Annotated in this window: 25 protein-coding genes; 21 read left to right on the forward strand and 4 right to left on the reverse strand. The window is 69.5% G+C overall.

The annotated features are described in order from the left end of the window. The first annotated feature begins 127 nt into the window (after nt 1-127). Nucleotides 128-874 carry a response regulator transcription factor gene (locus tag BM204_RS08340; protein ID WP_091111967.1) on the forward strand — a complete coding sequence of 249 codons (747 nt, stop codon included), beginning with the start codon at nt 128-130 and terminating at the stop codon, nt 872-874. Nucleotides 875-889: 15 nt separating this feature from the next. On the opposite strand, the gene BM204_RS08345 is transcribed toward BM204_RS08340, so the two are convergent. Then, the gene (locus BM204_RS08345; protein WP_256215595.1) at nt 890-1,024 is read right to left on the reverse strand and encodes a hypothetical protein; all 135 of its coding nucleotides are present in this window, start codon (nt 1,022-1,024) and stop codon (nt 890-892) included. A 239-nt stretch (nt 1,025-1,263) separates the two neighbouring features. On the opposite strand from BM204_RS08345, the gene BM204_RS08350 reads away from it, so the two are divergent. From BM204_RS08350 to BM204_RS08420, 15 genes are all read left to right on the forward strand, one after another. Further along, nucleotides 1,264-2,037 (forward strand): MlaE family ABC transporter permease, encoded by a 774-nt coding sequence (locus BM204_RS08350; protein ID WP_091111968.1) that lies wholly within the window; start codon nt 1,264-1,266, stop codon nt 2,035-2,037. 1 nt (nt 2,038) lies between these two features. Next, nucleotides 2,039-2,878 carry an MlaE family ABC transporter permease gene (locus BM204_RS08355; RefSeq protein WP_174812983.1) on the forward strand — a complete coding sequence of 280 codons (840 nt, stop codon included), beginning with the start codon at nt 2,039-2,041 and terminating at the stop codon, nt 2,876-2,878. A 6-nt stretch (nt 2,879-2,884) separates the two neighbouring features. After that, the gene (locus BM204_RS08360) at nt 2,885-4,222 is read left to right on the forward strand and encodes an MCE family protein (protein WP_091111969.1); all 1,338 of its coding nucleotides are present in this window, start codon (nt 2,885-2,887) and stop codon (nt 4,220-4,222) included. Next, on the forward strand, nt 4,222-5,304 hold the full coding sequence (locus BM204_RS08365) for an MCE family protein (protein ID WP_091111971.1): 1,083 nt from the start codon (nt 4,222-4,224) through the stop codon (nt 5,302-5,304). Before BM204_RS08360 ends, BM204_RS08365 begins: the two co-directional genes overlap by 1 nt. Nucleotides 5,305-5,311: 7 nt before the next feature. Beyond that, a complete protein-coding gene (locus BM204_RS08370) occupies nt 5,312-6,292 on the forward strand; it encodes an MCE family protein (protein ID WP_091111972.1) in 981 nt (326 codons plus the stop codon). Between the two features lie 11 nt (nt 6,293-6,303). After that, nucleotides 6,304-7,527, forward strand: a complete 1,224-nt coding sequence (locus tag BM204_RS08375) for an MCE family protein (protein ID WP_091111974.1) — start codon at nt 6,304-6,306, stop codon at nt 7,525-7,527. Further along, nucleotides 7,524-8,891 carry an MCE family protein gene (locus BM204_RS08380; protein ID WP_246165996.1) on the forward strand — a complete coding sequence of 456 codons (1,368 nt, stop codon included), beginning with the start codon at nt 7,524-7,526 and terminating at the stop codon, nt 8,889-8,891. The genes BM204_RS08375 and BM204_RS08380 overlap by 4 nt, the downstream gene beginning before the upstream one ends. Further along, entirely contained in the window at nt 8,888-10,162 is a 1,275-nt protein-coding gene (locus tag BM204_RS08385) for an MCE family protein (RefSeq protein ID WP_091111976.1), read from the forward strand. The genes BM204_RS08380 and BM204_RS08385 overlap by 4 nt, the downstream gene beginning before the upstream one ends. A gap of 20 nt (nt 10,163-10,182) precedes the next feature. Then, nucleotides 10,183-10,698: an Rv1363c family protein gene (locus BM204_RS08390; RefSeq protein ID WP_091111977.1), complete on the forward strand. Its 516-nt coding sequence runs from the start codon at nt 10,183-10,185 to the stop codon at nt 10,696-10,698. Next, the gene (locus BM204_RS08395; protein WP_091111979.1) at nt 10,695-11,408 is read left to right on the forward strand and encodes a hypothetical protein; all 714 of its coding nucleotides are present in this window, start codon (nt 10,695-10,697) and stop codon (nt 11,406-11,408) included. Before BM204_RS08390 ends, BM204_RS08395 begins: the two co-directional genes overlap by 4 nt. Nucleotides 11,409-11,508: 100 nt before the next feature. Then, entirely contained in the window at nt 11,509-12,492 is a 984-nt protein-coding gene (locus BM204_RS08400; RefSeq protein ID WP_246165999.1) for an NAD(P)/FAD-dependent oxidoreductase, read from the forward strand. Between the two features lie 33 nt (nt 12,493-12,525). Then, nucleotides 12,526-12,717: a ferredoxin gene (locus tag BM204_RS08405; protein WP_091111982.1), complete on the forward strand. Its 192-nt coding sequence runs from the start codon at nt 12,526-12,528 to the stop codon at nt 12,715-12,717. Nucleotides 12,718-12,722: 5 nt separating this feature from the next. Further along, entirely contained in the window at nt 12,723-13,631 is a 909-nt protein-coding gene (locus BM204_RS08410; protein WP_174812984.1) for a 3-oxoacyl-ACP reductase, read from the forward strand. 36 nt (nt 13,632-13,667) lie between these two features. Further along, nucleotides 13,668-14,423 carry a glucose 1-dehydrogenase gene (locus tag BM204_RS08415; RefSeq protein WP_091111984.1) on the forward strand — a complete coding sequence of 252 codons (756 nt, stop codon included), beginning with the start codon at nt 13,668-13,670 and terminating at the stop codon, nt 14,421-14,423. Nucleotides 14,424-14,426: 3 nt separating this feature from the next. Next, entirely contained in the window at nt 14,427-14,927 is a 501-nt protein-coding gene (locus BM204_RS08420; RefSeq protein ID WP_091111985.1) for a pyridoxamine 5'-phosphate oxidase family protein, read from the forward strand. 491 nt (nt 14,928-15,418) lie between these two features. Here the strand turns inward: BM204_RS08420 and BM204_RS08425 are convergent, their stop codons facing one another. Continuing rightward, on the reverse strand, nt 15,419-16,021 hold the full coding sequence (locus BM204_RS08425) for a TetR family transcriptional regulator (RefSeq protein ID WP_091111987.1): 603 nt from the start codon (nt 16,019-16,021) through the stop codon (nt 15,419-15,421). Nucleotides 16,022-16,248: 227 nt separating this feature from the next. Here BM204_RS08425 and BM204_RS08430 point away from each other — a divergent pair, with 227 nt between their 5' ends. The 3 genes from BM204_RS08430 to BM204_RS08440 are packed head-to-tail and all read left to right on the forward strand — an operon-like array spanning nt 16,249 to nt 19,370. Then, nucleotides 16,249-17,538, forward strand: a complete 1,290-nt coding sequence (locus tag BM204_RS08430; protein WP_091111989.1) for a glycosyltransferase family 4 protein — start codon at nt 16,249-16,251, stop codon at nt 17,536-17,538. After that, nucleotides 17,525-18,292, forward strand: a complete 768-nt coding sequence (locus BM204_RS08435) for a class I SAM-dependent methyltransferase (RefSeq protein WP_174812985.1) — start codon at nt 17,525-17,527, stop codon at nt 18,290-18,292. Before BM204_RS08430 ends, BM204_RS08435 begins: the two co-directional genes overlap by 14 nt. Beyond that, nucleotides 18,285-19,370, forward strand: a complete 1,086-nt coding sequence (locus BM204_RS08440) for a prenyltransferase/squalene oxidase repeat-containing protein (RefSeq protein WP_174812986.1) — start codon at nt 18,285-18,287, stop codon at nt 19,368-19,370. The genes BM204_RS08435 and BM204_RS08440 overlap by 8 nt, the downstream gene beginning before the upstream one ends. Before the next feature lie 6 nt (nt 19,371-19,376). Here BM204_RS08440 and BM204_RS08445 read toward each other — a convergent pair whose 3' ends face one another. Continuing rightward, nucleotides 19,377-20,036: a class I SAM-dependent methyltransferase gene (locus BM204_RS08445; RefSeq protein WP_246166002.1), complete on the reverse strand. Its 660-nt coding sequence runs from the start codon at nt 20,034-20,036 to the stop codon at nt 19,377-19,379. A gap of 60 nt (nt 20,037-20,096) precedes the next feature. On the opposite strand from BM204_RS08445, the gene BM204_RS08450 reads away from it, so the two are divergent. Together BM204_RS08450 and BM204_RS08455 are read left to right on the forward strand one after the other, a co-directional pair. Beyond that, on the forward strand, nt 20,097-22,253 hold the full coding sequence (locus BM204_RS08450) for an acyl-CoA dehydrogenase family protein (protein WP_091111991.1): 2,157 nt from the start codon (nt 20,097-20,099) through the stop codon (nt 22,251-22,253). Nucleotides 22,254-22,426: 173 nt separating this feature from the next. Next, nucleotides 22,427-23,503 carry a type IV toxin-antitoxin system AbiEi family antitoxin domain-containing protein gene (locus BM204_RS08455; protein WP_091111992.1) on the forward strand — a complete coding sequence of 359 codons (1,077 nt, stop codon included), beginning with the start codon at nt 22,427-22,429 and terminating at the stop codon, nt 23,501-23,503. On the opposite strand, the gene BM204_RS08460 is transcribed toward BM204_RS08455, so the two are convergent. Then, a complete protein-coding gene (locus tag BM204_RS08460) occupies nt 23,482-24,708 on the reverse strand; it encodes an alpha/beta hydrolase (protein ID WP_091111994.1) in 1,227 nt (408 codons plus the stop codon). The genes BM204_RS08455 and BM204_RS08460 overlap by 22 nt on opposite strands. Nucleotides 24,709-24,730 lie beyond the last annotated feature (22 nt).

Below are 24,730 nucleotides of genomic sequence, written 5' to 3' on the forward strand. Positions count from 1 at the left end.
CCCTTGAGCCCAGCCTCACACCCCGGCCCAAGTCTGTGCAAGGAAGCCACGCCGGTGGCACCGCATCATTGCCTGTTGCCATTCGCTAGATTGAATCAACGTCCAAGCTACCCAGGAGGTGACGGGCATGACGTCAGCACATCGAGCTGTGGTCGTCGACGACGACGACGACATCCGCGACCTCCTCGTCCACGTGCTCCGCGAGGCCGGTCTCGAGGTGTCCACGGCGTCCGACGGAGCGTCCGCCCTCGCCATGGTCCGCGAGGTGCAGCCCGACCTGGTCACCCTCGATCTGTCGTTGCCGGACATGGACGGCACGGACGTGTGTCGCGCCCTGCGCGAGTTCAGTGACGCCTACGTCGTGATGATCACCGGACGTGACGCCGAGATCGATCGGTTGGTGGGGCTGGAGGTCGGCGCCGACGACTACATGTCCAAGCCGTTCTCCCCCCGGGAGGTGCGCGCCCGGGTGTCAGCGTTGCTGCGCCGACCGCGAGTCGGCGCCGTCGCCGTCGCTGAGACCGCCCCTGACACCTCATCGGCGCCGGTGCCGACCCCGGAGCCGCGTGGCCCCGTCGACGTCGGTGGTGGGCTCGTGCTCGACGCCGAACACCACGTGGCGGTGCTGGACGGTCAGCGGGTCATGCTGACCCGCGCCGAGTTCGACCTGCTGCACGCCTTGGCGTCCCGTCCCGGCACCGGGTGGGAGCGTGGCGACCTGGTGCGCGAGGTGTGGGATGGCGAGTTCATCGAGTCCGACTTCCTCGTCGACGTCCACATCGGCAACGTGAGACGCAAGCTCCGGCGGGCGGGCAGCGTCCACCACTGGATCCGCACCATCGACGGCGCAAGCTACGTCTTCGACGTCGCGTGAGGTGCCCGGACGTCCTCAGCGGCGGGCGTGGCGGTTGGCGTTGAGCCCGACGGGTCGGGCGACGTCGAGCGCCACGCAGAAGACACCGGCGACCTGCTCCAGCATCACCAGCGACCTCGCGTGGTCCAGCACGGGGACGATGTCGGACATGTCCTGACGATGCCCAGGGTGCGGGTGGCCCCGACAGTGTCGCTGCGCTCGCCGAACGGGCCCCAGAGATCGGGTTGCACGATCGCCCGTCCTAGGGACGGCGACGGGGTTAGCCTGTGGACACCGTCACTGGTGGCGGGTCGAGCCGGGGAGGGCACGAGCTAAGGACGCGTCTCGTTGTGTGATAACAAGAACACGTTCTAGTGTGACGCTCGTCGTAGACATGGGGAGGTGTAGCGATGGCGCACAGTGCCGTGTCGATCCTGCGTGGGCCCGGTGAGCTGGCTGCGATGACCGTGGAGGTCGTCAAGCGGATCTTCACCAAGCCGTTCCAGTTCCGCGAGTTCGTGGAGCAGGCCTGGTTCATCACCAGCGTCACGCTCATGCCCACGATCCTGGTCTCCATCCCCTTCGGCGCGGTCATCTCGCTCCAGGTCGGCAACCTCACCGGGCAGCTGGGCGCGCAGTCCTTCGCCGGCGCCACCGCGGTCCTGGCCGTCGTCCGTGAGGCGGCACCCATCGCGGCGGCGCTGATCATCGCCGGCGCGGCCGGCTCTGCGATCTGCTCCGACCTCGGCGCCCGCAAGATCCGTGAGGAGATCGACGCGATGGAGGTCCTCGGTGTCGACCCGCTCGAGCGGCTGGTGGCGCCGCGGGTCGTCGCCACCATGTTCGTCGCGCTGATGATCATCGGCATCGTCATCGCCGCCGGCATCGGCGGGGGCTACTTCTTCACCGTCATCGTCCAGGGCGGCTCGGCCGGTGCGTTCCTGTCGTCTTTCACGGCACTGGCGAGCATCACCGACCTCTACATCGCGATCATCAAGGCCGTCGTGTTCGGCGGCATGGCCGCGATCGTCGGTGCCTACAAGGGCCTCAACGCCGGCGGCGGCCCCAGCGGTGTTGGTCGAGCGGTCAACGAGGCGGTGATCGTCGCGTTCATGCTGCTGTTCTTCATCAACGCCGTCATCACCGCCATCTACTTCCAAGTCGTCCCGCCCCCGGGGATCTGACGTGGCGAGCATCGGATCCATCGCAGGCGCCGTCGTCGACGGGCGACGCAAGTCGCTGGAGGCCTACGGCGACCAGCTGATGTTCTACGTCAAGGCGCTCGCCTGGACACCGAGGGCGATCCGCCGCTACCCCCGCGAGATCACCAACACCCTGGCCGAGGTCACCTTCGGTGCCGGGGGACTGACCCTGATCGCCGGGACGGTCGGCGTCATCGCGTTCCTGGCGTTCTTCGCCGGCACCGAGGTCGGCATCCAGGGCTACGCCTCGCTGAGCCAGCTGGGGGTCGCGAAGTTCAGCGCCTTCATCTCCGCCTACTTCAACACCCGCGAGGTGGCGCCGCTGATCTCCTCGATCGCGCTCGCGGCCACGGTCGGCTGTGGCTACACCGCCCGTCTCGGCGCCATGCGCATCTCGGAGGAGATCGACGCCCTCGAGGTGATGGGGATCCCCTCGCTGCCGTTCCTCGTCACGACCCGCATGATCGCGGCGTTCATCGCCGTCATCCCGCTCTACGTCGTGGCGCTCAGCGCCTCCTACCTCTCGCCGCGCCTGATCACCACGCTGATCTACGGGCAGTCGGCCGGCACCTACGACCACTACTTCCTGCAGTTCCTGCCACCCATCGACATCCTCTGGTCCTTCTTCAAGCTGCTCTTCCTGTCGGCGGCGATCATCCTGATCCACTGCTACTACGGCTACACCGCCTCAGGCGGCCCGGCCGGGGTCGGCATGGCGGTCGGTCGTGCGATCCGCACGAGCATCGTGTTCACCGTGGTGGCCGACTTCTTCCTGAGCTTCGCCATCTGGGGCTCGACCACGACCGTGCGGATCACGGGGTAGTCGACGATGCTGGTCAACATCCACCACGACTCCCCGGCCGAGCACCGTCGACTGCTGCTCGCCGGTGTCGTCTTCCTGACCGCCATGGCCGCCCTGGTCTACCTCTCCGTCGCGATCTACCAGAAGAAGTTCGACACCGTCACGATGGTGACCGTCAAGGCCGACCGGGCGGGGCTCCAGCTCGCCAAGTTCGGCGACGTGCGCCTCAACGGTGCGCTGATCGGTCAGGTCCGCAGCGTCGAGCAGGACGGGGCGATGGCCTCGATCGAGGTGGCCCTCGAGCCCGAGGCGGCCCAGGAGATCACCGAGGACGTGCGCGTCCAGATCCTGCCCACGACGCTGTTCGGGCAGAAGTTCCTCTCGTTCATCCCGTCGGAGCAGCAGAGCGGGAGACCCCTGAGCGACGGCTCGGTCATCCCTGCCGGCCAGGTGGAGACCAACGTCGAGCTGAGCGAGATCCTGGCCAACCTCTTCCCGCTGCTGCGTGCGGTCCGTCCGGCCGACCTCAACTCCACCCTCAACGCCCTCGCCACCGCGCTCGAGGGCCGCGGGGACCAGCTCGGCGACACCATCGAGGAGCTCGACTCCTACCTCGGGGCCATCGACGACAGCCTGCCCACGCTGCGTCAGGACCTCGTCGAGCTGGCGGCGGTCGCCGACACCTACGACCTCGCGGCACCGGACCTGATCGGCGTGCTGCGCAACCTGACCGTCACCAGCAAGACGATCGTGGCGAAGCGTCAGGAGCTCGACGTCTTCTTCACCGACGTCGCCGGACTCTCCGAGACCACCACCAGGATCCTGGCCGACAACGAGTCCGACCTGATCCGCATCGGCGAGGTGACGCAGCCGGTGCTCAAGCTCCTCGAGATCTACTCACCCGAGTTTCCCTGCCTGATCAAGGGCGCAGCCCGTTACCGCCCACTGCTCGCCAAGACCTTCGAAGGCAACCAGGTCAAGCAGTTCATCGAGTTCGGCACCGCCCAGTACCAGGCCTACGACCAGAGCGACCTACCGGAGTACGGCGAGGTGGGTCACGGTCCGTGGTGCTCCGGGCTGCCCTTCCCGCCGGTCCCGATCGGCCCCAACTCGTTCGACGACGGTGCCGACCTCGACGACAACCCGCCGAGCAGCGCCCTCCCGATCCTGCCGATCCCGGGCCTGTCCAAGGCAGCCGCGGCCGCAGGGTTCGGCTCGGGCATGTCCAGCGGCTACGCCGGCAGCCAGGCCGAGCAATCGGTCGTCAACGCGCTGCTGGCCGGCCGTTCTGGTCGGGCCGCCGACAGCTACGGCGCCCTCGGCTCGCTGCTCTACGCCCCCGTCGTACGGGGAGGTGGCGCCTGATGTCCCGCAACTCCGTGTTCATCTCCTCGGGCGTCAAGCTGCTGATCTTCACGATCGTCTCCGTGCTGGTCACCGGGCTGCTCGCCGCGATCATGGGCAACATCGGTTTCGGGGCGGGTCGGGAGTATCGCGCGGTCTTCACCTCCGCCTCGATGCTCGAGAAGGGCGACGACGTCCGGATCGCCGGCGTCAGCGTGGGGGAGGTGCGCAAGGTCGAGCACCACGACCGCACCCAGGCCATGGTCACCTTCCGCATCAAGGCCGACGTGCCCATGACGACCGCCGCTCGCGCGGAGATCCGCTTCCTCAACCTCGTCGGCGACCGCTACCTCGCCCTCGAGGAGGGCGTGTCCAGCGAGGCCCAGCCGCTCCAGGAGGACGACGTCCTGCCCGTGGCGCAGACCAGCCCGGCCCTGGACCTCACCACCTTGTTCAACGGCTTCAAGCCGCTCTTCCAGGCGCTCCAGCCCGAGCAGGTCAACGAGCTCACGATGAACCTGATCCAGGTACTCCAGGGTGAGGGCGGCACGGTCCGTGGCCTCCTGCAGAACACGGCGTCGCTGACCAACGCGCTCGCCGATCGTGACCAGCTGGTCGGTGAGGTGATCGACAACCTGAGCACCACCCTCGAGACCGTCGACGGGCGCCGCGAGCAGCTGAGCACCCTGGTGGTCGAGCTCAAGGACTGGATGGGCGACCTGGCCCGCGACCGCGACGTCATCGGGTCGTCCCTGGGCAGCATCAGCGACCTCACGGTGGTCCTGGCCGACCTGCTGCGCGAGAGCCGCCCGGTGCTCAAGGCCGACATCGCCGAGCTGCGCAAGCTGGCGGTCCTGCTGAACGAGAAGGCCAACCAGGAGCAGATCGTCGAGCTGCTCGACCGGCTCCCCGAGTCGATGACCGACCAGACCAGGACCGGGACCTACGGGTCTTGGTACAACTACTACATCTGCGGCTTCTCGGGCAAGATCACCCTGCCCGAGCTCCAGGTCCCGGGCATCCCGAAGGGGCTGCTCAACCAGCTCCTGTCGGGTCTCGACGACATCGAGTTCCACTCCAGCGCGCCGCGGTGCAACAGGTGATGACGACGTGAAGCGCTACTCGGAAGCCCAGATCCTCCGCCTCGGGGCGATGAGCCTGGTCGTGATGCTCGTGGTCATGGCCGCGGCCTTCAACCTCTCCAAGTTCCCTGGTTTCGGGGGCACGTCGTACCTCGCCGAGTTCACCGACGCCAGCGGCCTCCACCGCGGCAACATGGTCCAGGTCGGCGGGATCCGGGTCGGCCGCGTCCAGGACGTCACCCTCGAGGGCAACACCGTGCTCGTGCAGTTCGAGGTCGAGAACGGCGTGGAGTTCGGCACCGAGAGCGGGGCGTCGGTCGAGGTGCTCAGCCTCCTGGGCGAGAAGTACCTCGAGCTCACCCCCGCCGGCGAGGGCCAGCTCGACGAGGACACCCGCATCCCGAAGGAGCGCACCCAGTCGGCCTACGACATCGTCGGCGTCTTCGGCGATCTCACCACCACCACCGAGGAGATCGACAAGGACCAGCTGGTCCAGGCCCTCGGCGTCGTCGCGGACACCGTGGATGCCGCCGCCCCCGAGATCGAGGACAGCCTGACCGGCATCTCGCGGCTCTCGCAGACCGTCGCCTCGCGCGACCAGGAGATCCAGGCGCTGCTGGCCAGCTCCAAGGACGTCAGCAAGCTCCTGGCCGACCGCAGCCAGGACATCGTGCAGCTGCTCAGGAGCAGCGACCTGGTCTTCGCCGAGGTCCAGCGCCGCAAGGACGCCATCCACCGACTCCTGGTCAACGCGCGCAGCCTCGCCGTCGAGCTGCGCGGGGTCGCGACCGACAACCAGCGCCAGATAGGGCCCGCCCTGCGTGAGGTCGACGAGCTGCTGACGCTGCTCAACGGCAAGGAGAAGGAGCTGAAGGCGACGCTGGCGGCGCTCGGGCCCTACGTCTCGATCCTGGGCAACATCATCGGCACCGGTCCGTGGTTCGACGCCTATGCCGTCAACCTGGCCGCGATCCCCACGGGCGAGTTCCTGCCCGGGCCGGCGCAGTGAGAGGCCCCGCCATGAGACCCCTGTCCAAGATCGTCACCCCCGTCATCGTCGCGGTGCTGCTCGTCGCCGCCGTCATCACGTTCACCACGGGCGGCGGGGAGGGGACCCGCACGGTCACGGCGCACTTCCCGCGTGCCGTCAGCGTCTACATCGGCACCGACGTGCGCATCCTGGGCGTCACCGTCGGCGAGGTCACCGCGGTGGTTCCCGAGGGGGAGTCGGTGCGCGTCGAGATCGAGTACGTCGCCGCGTTCGACGTGCCCGCCGACGCCCAGGCCGTCATCGTCACACCGACGCTCGTGTCCGACCGCTTCGTCCAGCTCACCCCGGCCTACACGGAGGGGAAGGTGATGGCCGATGGTGCCGACATCGCGCTGCCGGACACGGCCGTCCCCGTCGAGCTCGACCGCATCTACGCCGCGCTGCGCGACCTCAGCCAGACCCTCGGGCCCAACGGAGTCAACGCCGACGGAACGCTCGACAACCTGCTCGAGGCGGGAGCCGAGGGTCTCGACGGACAGGGCGCCCGTGCCAACCAGATGATCCGCGACCTGTCCGAGGCCGCGGCGACCTTCGGCGAGGGCAGCGGCGACCTCTTCGACACCGTCTCCCAGCTTGCCGACTTCACCAGCACGCTGGCCTCCAACGACAAGCTCGTGCGCGCCTTCATCCGCCGCCTGGCCGGCGTCTCCTCGCAGCTCTCGGCCGAGCGGGGCGAGCTCCAGGGCGCACTGGCCTCCGTCGCTGATGCCGTCGGCACCGTCGAGACCTTCGTCCGGGGCAACCGCAAGGCGCTGGTGCGCAACGTCGAGAGGCTGAGCAGCATCGTCGAGGTCATCAACTCCGAGAAGACCAACCTCGACGACGCGCTGCGCATCGCCCCGGTCGCGATCGGCAACCTCGTGCTGGCCTACAACTCCGAGTCCGGAACCATTGGCTCGCGCATCGGCGTGAGCGGCAACGTGTGGGACGCCGACGGGTTCCTCTGCTCGGTCGTCCAGCAGTCGGCGCTCCCACGGATCAGCAAGGACCTGGCCTGCCAGATCTTCTCCACGCTGCTCGAGCCGATCGGCAAGGCACCGACCGTCCCGCCCGGCCCAGGCGGACGTGCCACCGGCGCAGCGGCCTCCGGGTCCGACGTACGACCGGAGCCTGCGGAGCGCGACGTCGTGCAGCAGCACTACGCCAGCGAGCTCGAGCCCAGCCTCGCGACCCTCCTGGGAGGCACCCCGTGATCCGCACGCCACGTCGTCGCTGGGTGGGCCTGGTCGCCGCCCTCGCGCTCGTGTCCTCGGGGTGCGAGTTCGACGGTGCCTACGACCTCCCGCTGCCGGGGTCGCCGGTCGACGCCGACGAGGCCTATGAGATCACCGCGGAGTTCCGCGACATCCTCAACATCGTGCCCCGCTCGCCGGTCATGGTCGACGACGTCACGGTCGGTGAGGTGATCGACGTGGAGCGCGTCGGGTGGCACGCGAAGATCACCCTGCGGGTGCGCGACGACATCAGGCTCCCCGACAACACGATCGCCGACATCCGGCAGGTCAGCCTGTTGGGGGAGAAGTACGTCGCCCTCGAGCAGCCGGAGGCAGGCACCGCCCAGGGACGTCTCGAGGACGGCGACAACCTGCCGCTGGAGGCCACCGGTCGCAACCCCGAGGTCGAGGAGGTGCTGGGCGCGCTGTCGTTCCTGCTCAGCGGCGGAGGCGTGGGCCAGCTCGGCGTGATCACCGAGGAGATCAACGACGTCATGGGTGGGCGCACCGACAAGGTGCGCAGCCTGCTGGGCTCGCTCGAGAGCGTCATCGGCACCCTGGACGCGCAGAAGGACGACATCATCAGCGCGCTCGAGTCGTTGAACAACCTCACCAGCACCCTCAACCAGGAGCGCACGACGATCGAGGGCGCGCTGAACGCAGCGGGACCCGCCATCGAGGTCCTGGGCAACCAGCACGACGAGCTGGTCGCGATGCTGTCCTCGCTGGACCGGCTCGGTGTCGTCGGCACCCGCGTCATCGGCGCCAGCAAGGACGACCTGATCGCCTCGCTGCGCAGTCTGCAGCCGATCGTCAACCGGCTGCGTGCCGCGGGCGACAAGCTGGCCCCGGGGCTCAACCTGATCCTGAGCTTCCCGTTCCCGCAGGAGGCCAGCGAGATCGTGCTCGGCGACTACGCCAACACCTCCATCAAGGCCGACATCAACATCGCCAACTTCCTCTCGCCCGGCGAGGGCGGTCCTGCCCCCGACCTGCCCGACATCCCGCTCCCCGGGCTGCCCGACGACCCGCTCAACACGGTCCTCGACTGCCTGACCAGCGCCGACCTCACCAGCAAGGCGTGCGTCAAGGTGCTCCGCAGCATCAACCTGCTCTCGAAGCTGGTGAAGGACTGCAAGCGCGCCAAGTACGCCGACAACCCGGTCTGCCTGGCCTTAAAGGAGTTGGAGACCGGCGGCCTCGAGCTGCCCGACCTCGAGCTCCCGGTCCCGGACCTCGGTGGGTTGCTGCCCGGCCTGGGTCGGCTCAACTTGGCCCTCACCAGCGGCACGGCGAGCCCCGAGCCCAGCACCACCAGCCTGCTCGGAGGTGGGGCGGCATGACCCGCACCGGGATCCGGATCCGCCTGCTGGCGTTCGTCGTGCTGGCCTGCGTCGGCATCGTCTACGTCACCGCCTCCTACCTCGGCTTCGTCGACAAGGTCCTGGGACGCGGGATCACCGTCGAGGCGACCCTGCCGCGCTCGGGTGGTCTGTTCGAGGGCAGCGAGGTGACCTACCGGGGCGTCCAGATCGGCAAGGTCGCCTCGATGACCCCGACCCGCTCGGGGGTCAGCATCGAGCTGGCCCTCGAGGAAGGCACCCGGCTGCCGCTGGACGCACCGATGTTCGTGCACAACCTCTCGGCCGTCGGGGAGCAGTACCTCGACTTCGAGCCCGCCGACGACGAGGGCCCCTACGCCGAGAACGGCAGCACGCTGGCCGGGTCGATGGAGTCCCTGCCCGTCGACGAGGCCGACCTGCTGGTCGAGCTCGACTCCTTCATCGGCTCGGTCGACCAGGAGAACCTCAAGACCCTCATCGAAGAGCTCGGCGTGATGTTCCGCGACACCGGGGTGCCCCTCCAGCGGCTGCTCGACGGTGGAGGCGAGTTCATCCGGGAGGCCGCGGCCAACACCGACGTGACGATCCGGCTGCTCGAGACGGCGCTGCCGGTGCTGCGCACCCAGCGTGCCGAGGGAGAGAACATCCGCGCGTTCTCGCGGGACCTGCGCCTGCTCACCGCCGCCCTGCGTGACTCCGACCAGGACATCCGCACGACGCTCGAGGGCACGCCGGGCACCGCCCGCGAGGTGCAGGCACTGCTGGAGGACCTCGAGCCCACGCTGCCGATCCTGCTGGGCAACGCTGTGAGCGTGAACCAGATCGTGGTCTCTCACCTCGACGGCCTCGAGCAGCTGCTGGTGACCTTCCCGCGCACGATCGCCGGCGGCTTCACGGGCACGACGCCCGACGGCTTCGGACATGTCAGCCTGCAGTTCGACAACAGCGTCCCGCCGTGCACCAAGGGCTACAAGCCGCCGTCGCAGTGGCGGCAGGCCAACGACCTGACCGACGCCCCGATCTTCCCGGCCCAGTGCCGCAGCGGACCGCCGTACGTCATGCGCGGTCCGAAGTACTCACCCGGTGCCCAGCGGCCGCCGGCCTCGCCGCCGCGCGCCCTGGGTGGCTCCTACGACCCCGCCTCGGGTCTGGTCTACGGTGCTGTGGACCGCAACGGCGACCCGGTGCGCTTCACCGATCCGGGCGACCTGTCGATCTTGGGGGATGACTCGTGGAAATGGCTGCTGGTGGGACCGGTGTCCCAGCGATGACGCCAGCGATGACGCCAGCGATGACGCCCGAGAGTGGGGCTGCCCGGTTCCCCGTCGTCCTCACCGTCCTGGTCGTGGTGCTCCTGGTGGCGTGCGGGGTCGGCGGATATGCCGCGCTCCGTGAGCACGACAACCGGACCGCGGCGCGGGCCGAGCAGGAACGCTACGGCGAGGTCCTGGTGGCGGCGCGCCGGATGGCCGCTGCGTTCGTCAACATCGACTACCGCAAACCCGAGGAGAGCTTCGAGGCCGTGGCCGACAACGCGACGGGCGAGTTCCTCGAGCAGTACCAAGGATCGAGCGAGAGCCTGGTCGACCTGCTGACCAGCAACGAGTCGGTCATGACCGGCGCGGTCCGATCCGCAGCCGTGACCGGCCTCGACGCCGACAGCGCGACCGTGATCGTCGCGACCAACGGCAGCGTCAGCAACGTGTCCAGCAACGAGGAGCAGACCGCGCGCGACTTCCGCCTGCGCCTCGACCTGCTGCTCGTCGACGGCGAATGGCGCACCAACAACCTCGAGTTCGTCGGATGAGCGCCTCGGGACCGGGTCCGCGCCCGCCCAAGCGGCCGCGGGGCGCCCGCACCCCGACCTCGCGACCGCGCAAGGTCGCGGGACGCACGTCGGGTCCCGGGGACCCGCTCGACGAGGCCCTGGCGGAGGCGCCCGCGAGCGCGCCGGAGCCGGAGGTCCACCACGAGCACGTCGAGTGGCCGATCGAGGACGAGCAGGAACGGCCACCCTCACGGCTCACGACGGGACTGCTGGCGGGCCTCGTCGTGCTGCTCGCGGTGGTGGCGGCAGGGGAGGGGTTCTACCTCTACGGCCAGGACGACCCCGTGGTCTCCTCCGACCGTCCGATCGTGACCGGCAAGGTGGCCGCGACCTCCGCCGTCGACACGGCTGCCCGCTCGGCAGTCGACATCGTCTCGTCGTCCTTCCGGACCTACGACGAGCAGGTGGACCTGGCGGCCTCGAAGATGACCGACTCCTTCGCCGAGGAGTTCCGCCAGACCAAGGACGAGATCCGCGACGACTTCGTCGCGCAGAAGACCGAGGTGACCGCCGAGGTGGCCGCCCAGGGCGTCGTGCAGGCCTCGCCGGAGCAGGTGGTCGCCCTGGTCTTCCTCGACCAGAGCACCACCAAGGCGGGCACCGACCTCAACGTCGCCCAGTACAAGATCCTGGTGACCGTCGTGCGCACCGAGGGTGGCTGGTTGGTCTCCCAGCTGGAGACCATCTGATAGCGTTCGGGCGAACTAGAACACGTTCCAGAAATGCCGCCGCTGAGACGAGGCGGCGCGTCTGTTGAGCATGACCGCCCAGGCACGGAAGGATCACGGCGTGACCTCTCCCACACCCGACGCCGTCGACACCGACCTCCTCATCATCGGCGCCGGGCCCACCGGTCTCTACGCCGCCTACTACGCAGGCTTCCGCGGCCACCGGGTCGCCGTGGTCGACTCGCTGCCCGAGCTCGGTGGCCAGATCACCGCGATGTACCCCGAAAAGCAGATCCTCGACGTCGCCGGCTTCCCCAGCATCAAGGGCCGCGACCTCGTCGAGGGCCTGGTCAGCCAGGCGGGGACCGCGAGGCCCACCTATCTGCTGGACCGCACGGCCTCGACGCTGGCGCAGGACGACGACGGGGTCACCGTCGGCCTCGATGACGGCACGACGGTCCGGGCCGGCGCCGTGATCATCACCGCCGGCATCGGCAAGTTCAGTCCCCGTCCGCTGCCCGCCCAGGCCGACTGGCTCGGGCGTGGTCTGGCGTTCTTCGTGCCGAGCTTCGTCCCCTACGCCGGCAAGGACGTCGTCATCGTCGGCGGCGGCGACAGTGCCTTCGACTGGGCGGTCCACCTCGAGCCGGTCGCGAGGTCGGTGACGCTCGTGCACCGACGCGACGCGTTCCGCGCCCACGAGCGCACCGTCCAGCAGGTGCGGGACTCCTCGGTCGAGATCGTGACCAAGGCCGAGGTGACCGCGATCAACGGTGGTGCCACCGTGGAGTCTGTGGACATCACCGTCGACGGGGTCACCACGACCCGGCCCGCGCAGGCCATCGTGGCTGCCCTCGGCTTCATCGCCGACCTCGGCCCCATGCAGCAGTGGGGGCTCGAGGTCCTCAAGCGGCACATCGTGGTCGACCCGTCGATGCAGACCAACCTGCCTCGGGTCTTCGCCGCCGGCGACATCACGGAGTACCCCGGCAAGGTCCGTCTGATCGCAGTCGGCTTCGGCGAGGCCGCCACGGCCGTCAACAACGCGACCGTCGCCATGGACCCCTCGGCCAAGGTGTTCCCGGGTCACTCGTCCGAGGCCTGAGCTGCACGTCCCCGACAACCAAGGAGAACACCCATGAAGATCAAGGTCGACTTCGACCTCTGCGAGTCCAACGCCCTCTGTGAGGCGATGGCCCCCGAGGTCTTCGAGCTCGATGACGACGACTACCTCGTGGTCAAGTCCGAGGAGACCACGCCCGAGAACCTCGAGAACGTCAAGCGCGCCGTGGCGGCCTGCCCGCGCGCCGCGATCTCCCTGGAGGACTAGGTCACATGGCTGCAGAGAAGGACCTGTCACTCGACGGCCGCGTCGCGATCGTCACCGGGGCAGGCGCCGGGCTCGGGCGTGCCGAGGCGCTCGCCCTCGCCGACGCCGGCGCCCGGATCGTCCTCAACGACCTGCCGGGCGCTGCCGACGAGGCTGCCGAGGAGATCCGCTCGCGCGGGGTCGACGTCACGATCGTCGAGGGCGACGTGGCCGAGCGCTCCACCGCCGACGCGATGATGGCGGCCGCCGTCGACGGTTTCGGCCAGCTCGACGTCGTGGTCAACAACGCCGGCATGACCCGGGACCGGATGCTCTTCAACATGAGCGACGACGAGTGGGACGCGGTCATCCGCGTCCACCTGCGCGGTCACTTCCTGCTCTCACGCAACGCCGCCTCCTACTGGCGGCAGAAGTCCAAGGACAGCGAGGCGCCGGTCTACGGACGAGTCGTCAACACCGCATCAGAAGCCTTCCTCGGGGGCTCCCCGGGGCAGGCCAACTATGCGGCTGCCAAGGCGGGCATCACCGCGCTCACGCTGTCGACGGCGCGTGGCCTCGGCAAGGTCGGCGTCCGCGCCAACGCCATCTGCCCCCGCGCCCGCACCGCCATGACGGCCCAGGTGTTCGGTGAGGACCAGTCGGGCCTCGAGATCGACCCCTACTCGCCCGAGCACGTGGCCCCCCTGGTCGCCTATCTCGCGTCACCGGCCGCCGACACCATCACCGGCCAGGTGTTCGTCGTCTACGGCGGGATGGTCGCCCTGGTGGCGGCCCCCGTGGTGGAGCAGCGATTCGACAAGGCCGGAGCAGCCTGGACGCTCGACGACCTCGACCAGCAGCTCGGCGGCTACTTCGAGGGGCGCGACCCCGCGCAGGGCTTCGCCGCCGACTCGATCATGCAGCTGACCGTCTAGCCACCTCAGTCCCACGTCACGCGAAGGAGCAACACCATGGGTCGTCTCGACGGCAAGGTCGCCATCGTCACCGGCGGCGCTCAGGGCCAGGGGGCGGGCATCGCCCGCGCCTACGTTGCCGAGGGTGCGCGGACGCTGATCGCCGACATCGCGAAGGACGAGGGGCAGGCACTGGCCGACGAGCTCGGCCCGGACGCCCACTTCGTGCACCACGACGTCAGCGACGCGGCCTCGTGGACGGCGGTCGTCGAGGACGTCAACACGCGCTTCGGTCCGGTCAGCATCCTGGCCAACAACGCCGGGATCCTGCGCTTCGGCGACATCGAGCGTCACGGTGCCGACGAGGTCGAGCTGCTCTGGCGCATCAACCAGCTCGGCTGCTTCCTCGGCATGCAGGCCGTCACCCGCACCATGCGCAAGAACGGAGGTGGTTCGATCATCAATGCCTCGTCGGTCGAAGGACTCGCCGGCATGGCCGGCTGCACGGCGTACGCCGCCACCAAGTGGGCCATCCGCGGCATGACCAAGTGCGCGGCCATGGAGCTCGGGCCCAAGGGGATCCGGGTCAACTCGGTGCACCCGGGCATGATCGACACCCCGATGACGCGCGTCCACGGGGGCGACGCGGCGATGGAGTTCGGCGCGTCCAGGATCCCGCTGCGGCGGGTCGGCCACCCCGAGGACGTCGCACCGCTCTACGTGTTCCTCGGCTCGGACGAGTCGGCCTACATCAACGGCGCCGAGATCGCGATCGACGGCGGCGTCACCTCCACCCACGCGTTCGGCGGTTGAGGCATGGCCAACCAACGCTCGCAGGTCGTGATGAGCGACGAGGAGGTCGACACCTTCCTCATCCAGCGGCGCAACGCCACCATCGCCACGCTCGGCCCGCAGGGCCGGCCGCACCTGGTGGCCATGTGGTATGCCTACCTTGACGGCCACATCTGGATCGAGACCAAGGCCAAGTCGCAGAAGGTCGTGAACCTCCGCCGCGACCCCACGATGAGCTTCCTGGTCGAGACCGGCAACACCTACGACCAGCTCCGGGGCGTGGCCATCGAGGGCACCGGTGTGATCATCGAGGACACCGACATGGTGTGGGACGTGTGCGTCAACGTCTTCGAGCGCTACAACGCGCCTTACACCGAGGAGCTCAAGCCGTTCGTGGAGCTGATGGCCAAGAACCGCGTCGTGGTGCGCCTCGACGCCGTGCGCACGCGCAGCTGGGACCACCGCAACCTCGGCCTGCCGGCGATGGACCTGGGGGGCTCGACCGCGGAGTTCCTCGGCCGCTAGCTGGTCCACGTCACGGGGTCGGTGACGTCGCGAGCGATCGTCCGGATCTAGCCGACAGCCGGGCGGCGTCGTCGGCCCGATTCTAGCCGCGTTGAGTGCGCTCTACGGATGCGCGACTGTCGTAGTCGGACGTGCTCAATCGGGCTCCACCCACCTTCCTCACGCCTGAGGCGGGTGCTCCGAAAGCCAATGAGTACGTTCGACTACGCGTCAGGGAGGGGCCACCTCCCGGCACAGATGAGAGGGGCCCACATGGACCCTTCTCACCCTCGGGACGCGGCTGCCACGAGCTGGTCGCGGGCCTGCGTGCTGCCGGCGACGGTGAAATGTCCAGCTCGAGGTCGCGGGTGAGGTAGCTGTCGGCGCCGGTGTTGATGCGCCGCAACATCGCGTTGATGAAGCGGGTCACCCACCTGAGCACGTACTGGACTCACGTCACCTCCCGAGACCGGCAGCCGGAGACGGAAGGGTGGTGGCAGGTCGTGCGCCGGTCAGTCGCGCAGGAGCAGCCGCACGGCGTTCTCCATGTGGGCGCCGGTCTCGGCGGCGGTGGACCGGCCGGTGACCCAGGCGACCAGGGCCGAGAGCCAGACGTCGCCGATGACCCGGGCGATGGCGACGTCGTCGTCGGTGAGCTCGGTCGCTCCCGGGTGCATGGCCTGAGTGAGCATCGAGCTGAGCAGCATGCCGACCGAGTGGATCTCGTTGGCCACGGACGCGTCGGCGAACATGAAGGCCCGGGTCAGAGCCTCGGTGAGGTGAGGGTCGCCCTGGAGGCCGCGGGTGGTCTTCTTGAGCACGAAGATGACCCGCTCCGAGCTGGTGTCGCCCGGGATCGGCTTGTCACGGAAAGCCGCCTCGGCGTGCTCGAACTCGCTGGCCAGTGCCGAGACCAGCAGGTGGATCTTGGACGGGAAGTAGCGGTAGAGAGTCCCGAGGGCCACCTCCGCCTTGTCAGCGACGGCGCGCATCTGGACCGCGTCGAACCCGCCGTCACGGGCCAGCTCGTAGGTGGCGTCGAGGATGCGTTTGCGGCGGTCGCGTTGTGCCGCAGATCCGAGATCGTCCACCGTCAGGGAGTTAGCACTGCTCACAAGGGACTCCTTGTGCTCGGGGTGCGCGGCACGTCGCGACGGTGGAATGTGCCGAGGACCTGGGTGGTGTTGGATGACTCAGGTCATCAGGCTAGCAATGAGTGGGTCATAATAGGAACACGTTCCACTTCGTCCGGCCCGGCGTGTCAGTCTTCCGGCAAGTGTCCGGATGTCGATGCGATCCCGCGGGGGTCGCATCACCGTTACCCAGAGAGAGGTCGTGACGCGTGCGCATCGCCATGCTGTCCTACCGCAGCAAGTCGCACTGTGGGGGCCAAGGCATCTACCTGCGCCACCTCAGCCGAGAGCTCACCCGCCTCGGCCACACCGTCGAGGTGTTCTCCGGACAGCCCTACCCCGACCTCGACGAGGGCGTCGCCCTCACCAAGGTGCCGAGTCTCGACCTCTACCGCGAGCCCGACCCGTTCCGGGTGCCTCAGCTCAAGGAGTTCCGCGACCTGATCGACGTCGAGGAGTTCGCCACGATGTGCGCCGCGGGCTTCCCGGAGCCCAAGACGTTCTCCAAGCGGGTCGCGCGGCTGCTCGCCGAGCGCGTCGGTGACTTCGACATCGCCCATGACAACCAGGTGCTCGGCTACGGGATGCTCGACATCGAGAAGCTCGGGCTGCCCCTGATCACGACGCTGCACCACCCGATCACCTTCGACCGGCGCATCGACCTCGCGCAGACCCGCAACCCGTGGCGCAAGGTCACCCTGCGTCGTTGGTACGGCTTCCTGCGGATGCAGGGCAAGGTGGCCCGGCAGGCACGCAAGATCATGACCCCGTCGGAGACCTCCAAGCGCGACATCGCCACCGACTTCGGGGTGGACCCGGCGAAGATGCAGGTGATCCTGCTCGGCGTCGACGACGGCTTCAAGCCGCCCACCAAGCCGCGCGTCCCCGGCCGGATCATGGCGATGGCGAGCGCGGACGCCCCGATGAAGGGCATCGCCACGCTCCTCGAGGCCTTCGCCAAGCTGCGCACCGAGCGGGACGTCGAGCTGATCTTGGTGACGAAGCCGCAGGCCGGCGGTCGCACCGAGAAGCTCATCGAGAAGCTCTCGATCGGCGACGCGGTGCGCTTCGTCCACGGCGTCAGCGAGGAGGAGCTCGTGGACCTCATGGGCTCGGCCGAGCTCGCCTGCGTGCCTTCGCTCTACGAGGGCTTCTCGCTCCCGACCGCCGAGCTGATGGCCTGCGCGACGCCGCTGGTCGTCTCCCGCGCAGGTGCCATCCCGGAGGTGGTGGGCCCCGACGGTCTCTGCGCCGAGGTGGTCACCCCCGGGGACGTCGGCGAGCTCAAGGCCGCCATCGAGGGCCTGCTCGACGACCCCGCCAAGCGCGTGCGCATGGGCGCAGCCGGTCGTCAGCGGGTCGAGGAGCTGTTCAGCTGGCGAGCGGTCGCCGCGACCGTCGCCCAGGCCTATGGCGAGGTCATCGCCGACTTCGAGCACGAGCGTGCCGCCGGCGCGTCGACCGCAGGAACCGAGAGGAAGAACCTTGCTGACCGTTGATTTCGACCGCCTGGGCCTGAAGGCCGGCGACCGGGTCCTCGACATGGGGTGTGGCGCAGGTCGCCACGCGTTCGAGATGTATCGCCGCGGGGGAGACGTGGTGGCGTTCGACATGGACGCCGACGAGCTCTCCGGGGTGCTCGAGCTCTTCTCCGCGATGAAGCAGGCCGGCGAGGTGCCGGTGGGCGCCGAGGCCGACATCAAGCAGGGCGACGCGCTCCAGCTGCCCTTCGCCGACGGTGAGTTCGACCGGATCGTCGCGGCCGAGGTGCTCGAGCACATCCACGCCGACGTGGAGGCCATCAAGGAGCTGGTCCGTGTGCTGCGACCTGGCGGCACCATGGCGATCTCCGTGCCCCGTTGGCTGCCCGAGGTCATCAACTGGAAGCTGTCGGACGACTACCACAACGCCGAGGGCGGCCACATCCGGATCTACACCGACCACGAGCTGGTCGACAAGGTCACCAAGGCCGGCCGCTTCAACGACGGCACGCCCGGCGAGGCGATGGTCTTCGAGGGCAAGGGCTACGCCCACGGGCTGCACGCGCCCTACTGGTGGATCAAGTGCGCGGTCGGTGTCACCAACGACGACCACCCGCTCGCCAAGGCCTACCACAAGCTCCTCGTGTGGGAGATCATGAAGCAGCCCAAGGCCCTGCAGCTCGCCGGCAAGGTGCTCGACCCGATGATCGGCAAGAGCATGGTGCTCTACTTCCGCAAGCCCGAGACCGATGCCCTGGACGGCAATGTCTGACCCGTTGGCGCGGATCCCCTACGTCGACGGCATCCTGACCGCGGCCCAGGTCGCAGAGACCGCGGCGTCGATCGCGGCGATGCAGGAGCCGAGCGGGGCGATCCCGTGGACGGTGGGCGAGCACGTCGACATCTGGAACCACGTCGAGGCGGCCATGGCGCTCCTCGTCGGTGGCGAGGTGGAGGCCGCCGAGCGTGCCTATGCCTGGGTCCCGACGATGCAACGCGAGGACGGCTCGTGGCCGATGAAGATCGTGGCCGGTGAGGTCGACGACCCGCGCGGCGAGGTCAACATGTCGGCCTACTTCGCGGTCGGCATCTGGCACCACTGGCTCGTACGCCGTGACATCGGCTTCGTCCGGCGCCACTGGCCCTCGGTGCGCGCCGGCCTCGACTGGGTTGTGTCGCAGCAGGTGGCCTTCGGCGGCATCAACTGGACCCCGACCGAGAGCTTCTCGCTGCTCACCGGCTGCTCGAGCATCTACCACTCGCTCCGCGCCGGTGTGGCGTTGGCCGACCTGCTCGACGACCCGCAGCCGGAGTGGGAGATCGCGGGCGGCCGTCTCGGGCACGCCGTGCGCGAGCACGCCGACATGTTCGAGGACAAGGCGAACTACTCGATGGACTGGTACTACCCGGTCCTCGGTGGAGCTGTCCGCGGCGACGCCGCCTACGCGCTGCTCGAGACGCGGTGGGACGACTTCGTGGTGCCGGGCCTCGGCATCCACTGCGTCGACACCAACCCGTGGGTGACCGGCGCGGAGACCTGTGAGCTCGCGATGGCCCTCGACGCGATCGGCGACCACCGCCGCGCCCTGCGGCTGGTGAGCGACATGCAGCACCTGCGGGGCGAGGACGGGAAGTACTGGACCGGCTGGGTCTACGGCGACGACGTCAACTGGCCGCACGAGCACACGACGTACACCGCTGCTGCCGTGATCCTCGCGATCGACGCCCTCGGGGAGACCCACGGCCACAGCACGGCCGGCTCGGGCATCATGCGCGGTACGTCGCTGGCGCCGCACTTCGCCGAGCTGATGCTCGAGTGCGAGTGCACCGTGGGGGATCCGGTCGGCTGAGGCGCGTCAGCCGACGGGGTGGCCCGCATCGCCGGTGAGCCGCCGCAGGACCCGCATTGAGCCCAGGGTGTCGACCTCGACGAACGCGCCGCTGTCGAGCGCGCGCCGGAAGACGTGGAAGGGTGCTTGGCCCCCGTCGGCGGGGTGCTCGAAGACGTCGTGGATGACCAGGCTGCCGCCGGGCATCACCCAGTGGGCCCAGCCGGTGTAGTCGTCCTGCGCGGCGACCTCGGCGTGACCGCCGTCGATGAAGAGCATCGCAAGCGGGGTGCGCCAGAGCGCCGCGACCGTGGTGCTCCTCCCCAGCACTGCGACGAGCTGGTCCTCGAGGCCGGCGGCGGCGATGGTCCTGCGGAAGACCGGCAGCGTGTCCATCAGGCCCGTCTCCGGATCGACCAGCGAGGCGTCGTGGTGCTCCCAGCCGGCCTGGTTCTCCTCGGAGCCGCGGTGGTGGTCGACGGTGAAGACCGTGCCTCCGACCTCGCGGGCGGCCGCGCCGAGGTAGATCGCGGACTTCCCGCAGTAGGTCCCCACCTCCAGCGCTGGGCCGTGGGTGAGTCGCTCACATGCCACCCGGTGCAGCAGGAGGCCCTCGTCCTCGGGCATGAAGCCCTTGGCAGCGAGTGCGTGGGCGAGCAGGTCGGCGGGCATGCTGGTGTCGGACACGACCATGACTCTAGAATATGAAACACGTTCTAGTTTTGGCCTCCTCCAGAAAGGGCCCGCATGTCGATCGGGATCTCCGACGAGCACGTCGAGCTGGCGGCCAGCATGCGCACGTGGGCGGGCTCGCTCAAGGGCATCGATGTTGCTCGCGCCGTCGATGCGCAGCCGGCTGCTGCGTTCGGTGAGGTGTGGGCGTCGGTCGTCGAGATGGGGGTCGCGACCATCGGCCTGCCGGAGTCGGTCGGTGGCGGTGGCGGGACCGCGCTGGATGTCGCGGTTGCTCTCGAAGCGTGTGCCCACGAGCTCGTGCCCGGAGCGTTGCTGTCCACCGTGGTGGCGATGTCGGTGCTTGCCCCGGTGATGGAGACGGCTCCCGGGCTGGCCGAGGTGCTGGGCTCCGGCGCGTCCTTCGGGCTGGCGCTGGATCCCGCGCTCGCCGTGGTCTGGGACGCGCCCGGTGCCACCCACCTGCTCCTGAGCGACGCCGACGACCAGTGGTACGTCGTGCCCGCGACGGCCGCCGACGTGACCGGGCTGCTGGGGCTCGACCTGACCCGGCGCTACGGATCGGCGCGGGTCGATCTCGACGCCGCAGGGGTGGTCCGCGTGGCCGGGCTGAGCGGTGACCTGGTGCGTCGTACGGCCATCACGTTCGCGGCCGCCGAGGCTGCCGGCGTCGCGCGCTGGTGCCTGAAGACCGCCGTCGACCACGCCAAGGTGCGCGAGCAGTTCGGGAAGCCGATCGGGTCCTTCCAGGCGATCAAGCACCTGTGCGCCGAGATGCTCGAGACCGCCGAGGCGGTCACGGCGGCGGCATGGGACGTCGCGTCCGCGGCGTTCGGCGACGAGGAGCAGTGGGCCTTCGCGGTGGACGTCGCCTCGGTGGTGGCCTTCGACGGCGCCGTGTCGGTGGCGAAGAGCTGCATCCAGGTGCTCGGGGGCATCGGCTTCACCTACGAGCACGAAGCGCACTTCTACCTGCGCCGGGCGCTGACGCTGCGGGGCCTGCTGGGCTCGGCGGACGAGGCCGCACTGTCCCTGACGGCGAGCGCGGTGGCCGGCACGCGACGACGCGTCGCGGTCGACCTCGACGGGCGCGACGACGCGGTGCGCGAGGAGATCGCGTCCCTGGTCGACCGGGTCGCGGCAGCAGGGTCGGACCAGCTGCGCGCCGGCCTGGTCGACACCGGGTTGTTGACGCCGCACTGGCCGGCGCCGTACGGCCTGGGGGCGGACGCCGTCACCCAGCTGGTCATCGACCAGGAGCTGGCGCGTGCGCGGGTCGAGCGACCCGACATCGTTATCGCCGGCTGGGCCCTGCCCACGATCCTCGAGCACGGGACGCCGGAGCAACGGGAGCGGTTGGTCCGACCGTCGCTGCTGGGCGAGCTCACCTGGTGCCAGCTCTTCTCCGAGCCGGGCTCAGGCTCCGACCTGGCGTCGCTACGCACCCGCGCGTCGCGGGTCGAGGGCGGCTGGCGACTCTCGGGGCAGAAGGTGTGGACGTCGGTCGCCCAGAAGGCTGACTGGGGCATCTGCCTGGCGCGCACCGACGCGGACGTCCCGCAGCACCAGGGCATCAGCTATTTCCTCGTCGACATGAGGAGTGCCGGCATCGACGTGCGTCCCCTGCGCGAGATCACCGGCGAGGCGCTCTTCAACGAGGTCTTCCTCGATGACGTCTTCGTGCCTGACGACTGCCTGGTGGCCGGCGAGGGCGATGGTTGGCGCCTGGCGCGCACGACCTTGGCCAACGAGCGGGTCGCCATGGCGACCAGCCGCCTCGACAAGAGCACGGAGCGGGCCGTGGCGCTGGCTTCTGCCGGCTCCGGCTCCAGCACTGGGGTGGGGCCTGGGGCTGGGGCCCGGGCTGGGGCTGCGGTGGGAATGACCGTGGCAGAGCGGGTGCGGATCGGCCGCGCTGTTGCGCTCTCGACGGTCTGCTCGCTCCTCGGCACGCGCTCCACCCTGCGCTCGCTGGCCGGCCAGGGCCCCGGTGCGGAGTCGAGCGTCGCCAAGCTCCTCGGTGTCCGCAACCGCCAGGACGGCGCCGAGCTGGTGGTCGAGCTCTACGGCGACCGTCTCGTCACCGACGACCCCGACGTCAGGGCCGCCGTCTGGGAGATGCTCAACACCCGGTGCCTGTCCATCGCCGGCGGCACCACCCAGATCCTGCGCAACATCGTCGGCGAGCGGATCCTGGGGTTGCCGCGCTGACCTGCTGCTGACCTGCTGCTGACCGGCTGGCGACCGGGGAGGAAATCACGCACCCGCTGCGTGATTTCCTCCCCGGTCGGCGCCGGGCTCTCGAGCGCGTGTCCTCAGGGGCTCGTCCACAGGCCCGACCAGTGCCACTGGCCGTTGGTCTCGCCCCGCGGCAGGCTCGCCGCATGGAGCAGAAGACGTACGAAGCGCTGCTGAAGCGTCAGGACGGCGTGATCTCGCGGCGCCAGGTGAGGGGGCTCGGAGGCAACGACCGCGACCTTGCCCGCCTGGTGCGGCAACGCGAGCTGACGCGCCTCCACACTGGCGTCTACATCGACCACACCGGCGAGCCCACCTGGCGGCAGCGAGCCTGGGCGGCGGTGCTGCTGCACCACCCTTCTGCCCTGGCTGGAGCAGCCGCGCTGCACGCCCACGGGCTGACGTCCGTGAGGGCGCCCGAGGTCATCACGGTGGTCGTGGCCGCCGGCCGCAGCGTCGATGATCCCTCAGGCGTGAGCACGAGCCGGCTGCGTTGCTACGACGACGCGGTGCAGCACCACCTCAGCCCGCCCCGGCTGCGTCTAGAGCACGCGGTCGTGATGCACGCCTCGGCCGCCCGCGACGAGGACACCGCCGTGGCACGGCTGGCAGACGCGGTGCAGTCGCGTCGTACGACCCCTGCCCGGCTGCTGTCCGCGCTCGAGCTGCTGCCCCGGTTGCCGCGGCGCGCTCTGGTGCGGGAGGTCCTCAACGACGTGGCCAGTGGTGCCTACTCCGCCATGGAGCGGCGCTTCCTCCTCGGTGTCGAGCGGGCGCACGGGCTGCCGGTCGGAGCCCGCCAGGTGCGAGTCACGCACGGCGACCGTGTGGCTTTCCAGGATGTCGCCTACCCCGAGCAGGCCACGGTCGTGGAGTTGGACGGGCGGCTCGGCCACGAGCGCGCATCTGATCGCTGGGCCGACCTCGAGGGTGACTTGGACGCCCTCGTCGCGGGTGAGGCCACGCTCCGCGCGGGCTGGCGTCAGGTGATCGCCCAGTGCCGCCTCGCGGGCGTGCTCGGGCGGGTGCCCGTGGCGCGCGGGTGGGAGGGCGCGGTGCGCGCCTGCTTGCCCGAGTGCGAGGCAGTCGACCGGGGAGGATCCCACGCACCGCTGCGTGACTTCCTCCCCCGTTCGGTCCCGGTCCGGGTGAGCACCATTGCGCCGTCTCGGCGGGCCGTGCACCATCGCGCCGACTGGGCTCAGGTGTGCTCGCGGCGGTAGGTGTTCCAGTGCCAGTGCAGGTAGCGATCGATCGCGCGCACGATGTGAGCGGAGCGGATCGAGGGGAAGACGTCGAAGGCGTGCTGGGCGCCGGGGAGCTCGGCATAGACGACCGTCCGCTTGGAGACCCGGCGCAGCTTCTCGACGAACAGTCGGGCCTGGTCGACGTGGGCGAGGGAGTCGTGGGCGCCGTGGAGCACGAAGAAGTCGGGTGCGTCGGGGGTGATCCGCAGGATGGGGGAGGCGTCCTCGAAGGCCTCGGGGTCACACTCCCAACGCTTCTTGAGGACGCGGGGGCCGAGGAACCGATCGCGCATCAAGATGGCGCTCTTGAGACCGGTCGAGCCCGCGAAGTCATAGATGCCGTAGTGGGGGACGGCGCACTGCACCGAGGCGTCGGCGTCCTCGAAGCCCGGCTGCCACGAGGTGTCACCGGCGGTGAGCGCCGCGAGCGAGACCAGGTGGCCTCCGGCAGAGCCGCCGGTGATGGCGATGTAGTCGGGGTTGCCGCCGTAGGACCCGATGTGCTCGCGGATCCAGGCGATGGCCTGCTTGACGTCGATGACCTGCGCGGGGAACGGGTCGCGCGGCGTGAGGCGGTAGTTGATCGCGACGCACACCCAGCCCTTGGCCGCGAGGTGCTGCATCAGCGGGATGCCCTGCTCCTCCTTCTTGCCGATGGTCCAGCCGCCGCCGTGCACCTGCAGGAGCACCGGAGCACCCTCGGGCGGACGGCCGACCGGGAGGTAGATGTCGAGGAGGCCCCGCTTGCCGTGGTCGTTGTAGGCGATGTTGCGCTCGACGCGGACCTGGTCGTTGCGCAGGCGGAAGGGGTAGACGAGCTTGCGCCACGGCACGGCGAGCTCCGCCGGCGTGGGCGCGTGGTCGAGCTGCTCGACGTAGTCGAGGCCGATACCCTCCGCCAGTGCGTCCTCGACCTCGGTGCCGACGCGGCGGGCCTGGTCGACCAGGAAGAGGAGCCCCGCGGCGCTCGCACCGGCCAGGGCGAGGCCGAGCGGGTCACGCCGGCGACCCGTCGCGTGGGTGATGGCGTCGGCCGCCGTGAACGCGAGCACCTGCGGTGCCAGCTCACCGGTCAACCACCCGGCGAAGAACACGGAGAAGCTGACGCGGAAGCCCGGCAGCGGTCGGATGGCGTTGGCCGTGAGAGCGGCGATGACGACCTGGCGACGAAGGAAGCCCATAACACCAGGCTAGACGACTCGT

Source organism: Nocardioides psychrotolerans (assembly GCF_900113685.1).
Taxonomy (GTDB): Bacteria; Actinomycetota; Actinomycetes; order Propionibacteriales; family Nocardioidaceae; genus Nocardioides; species Nocardioides psychrotolerans.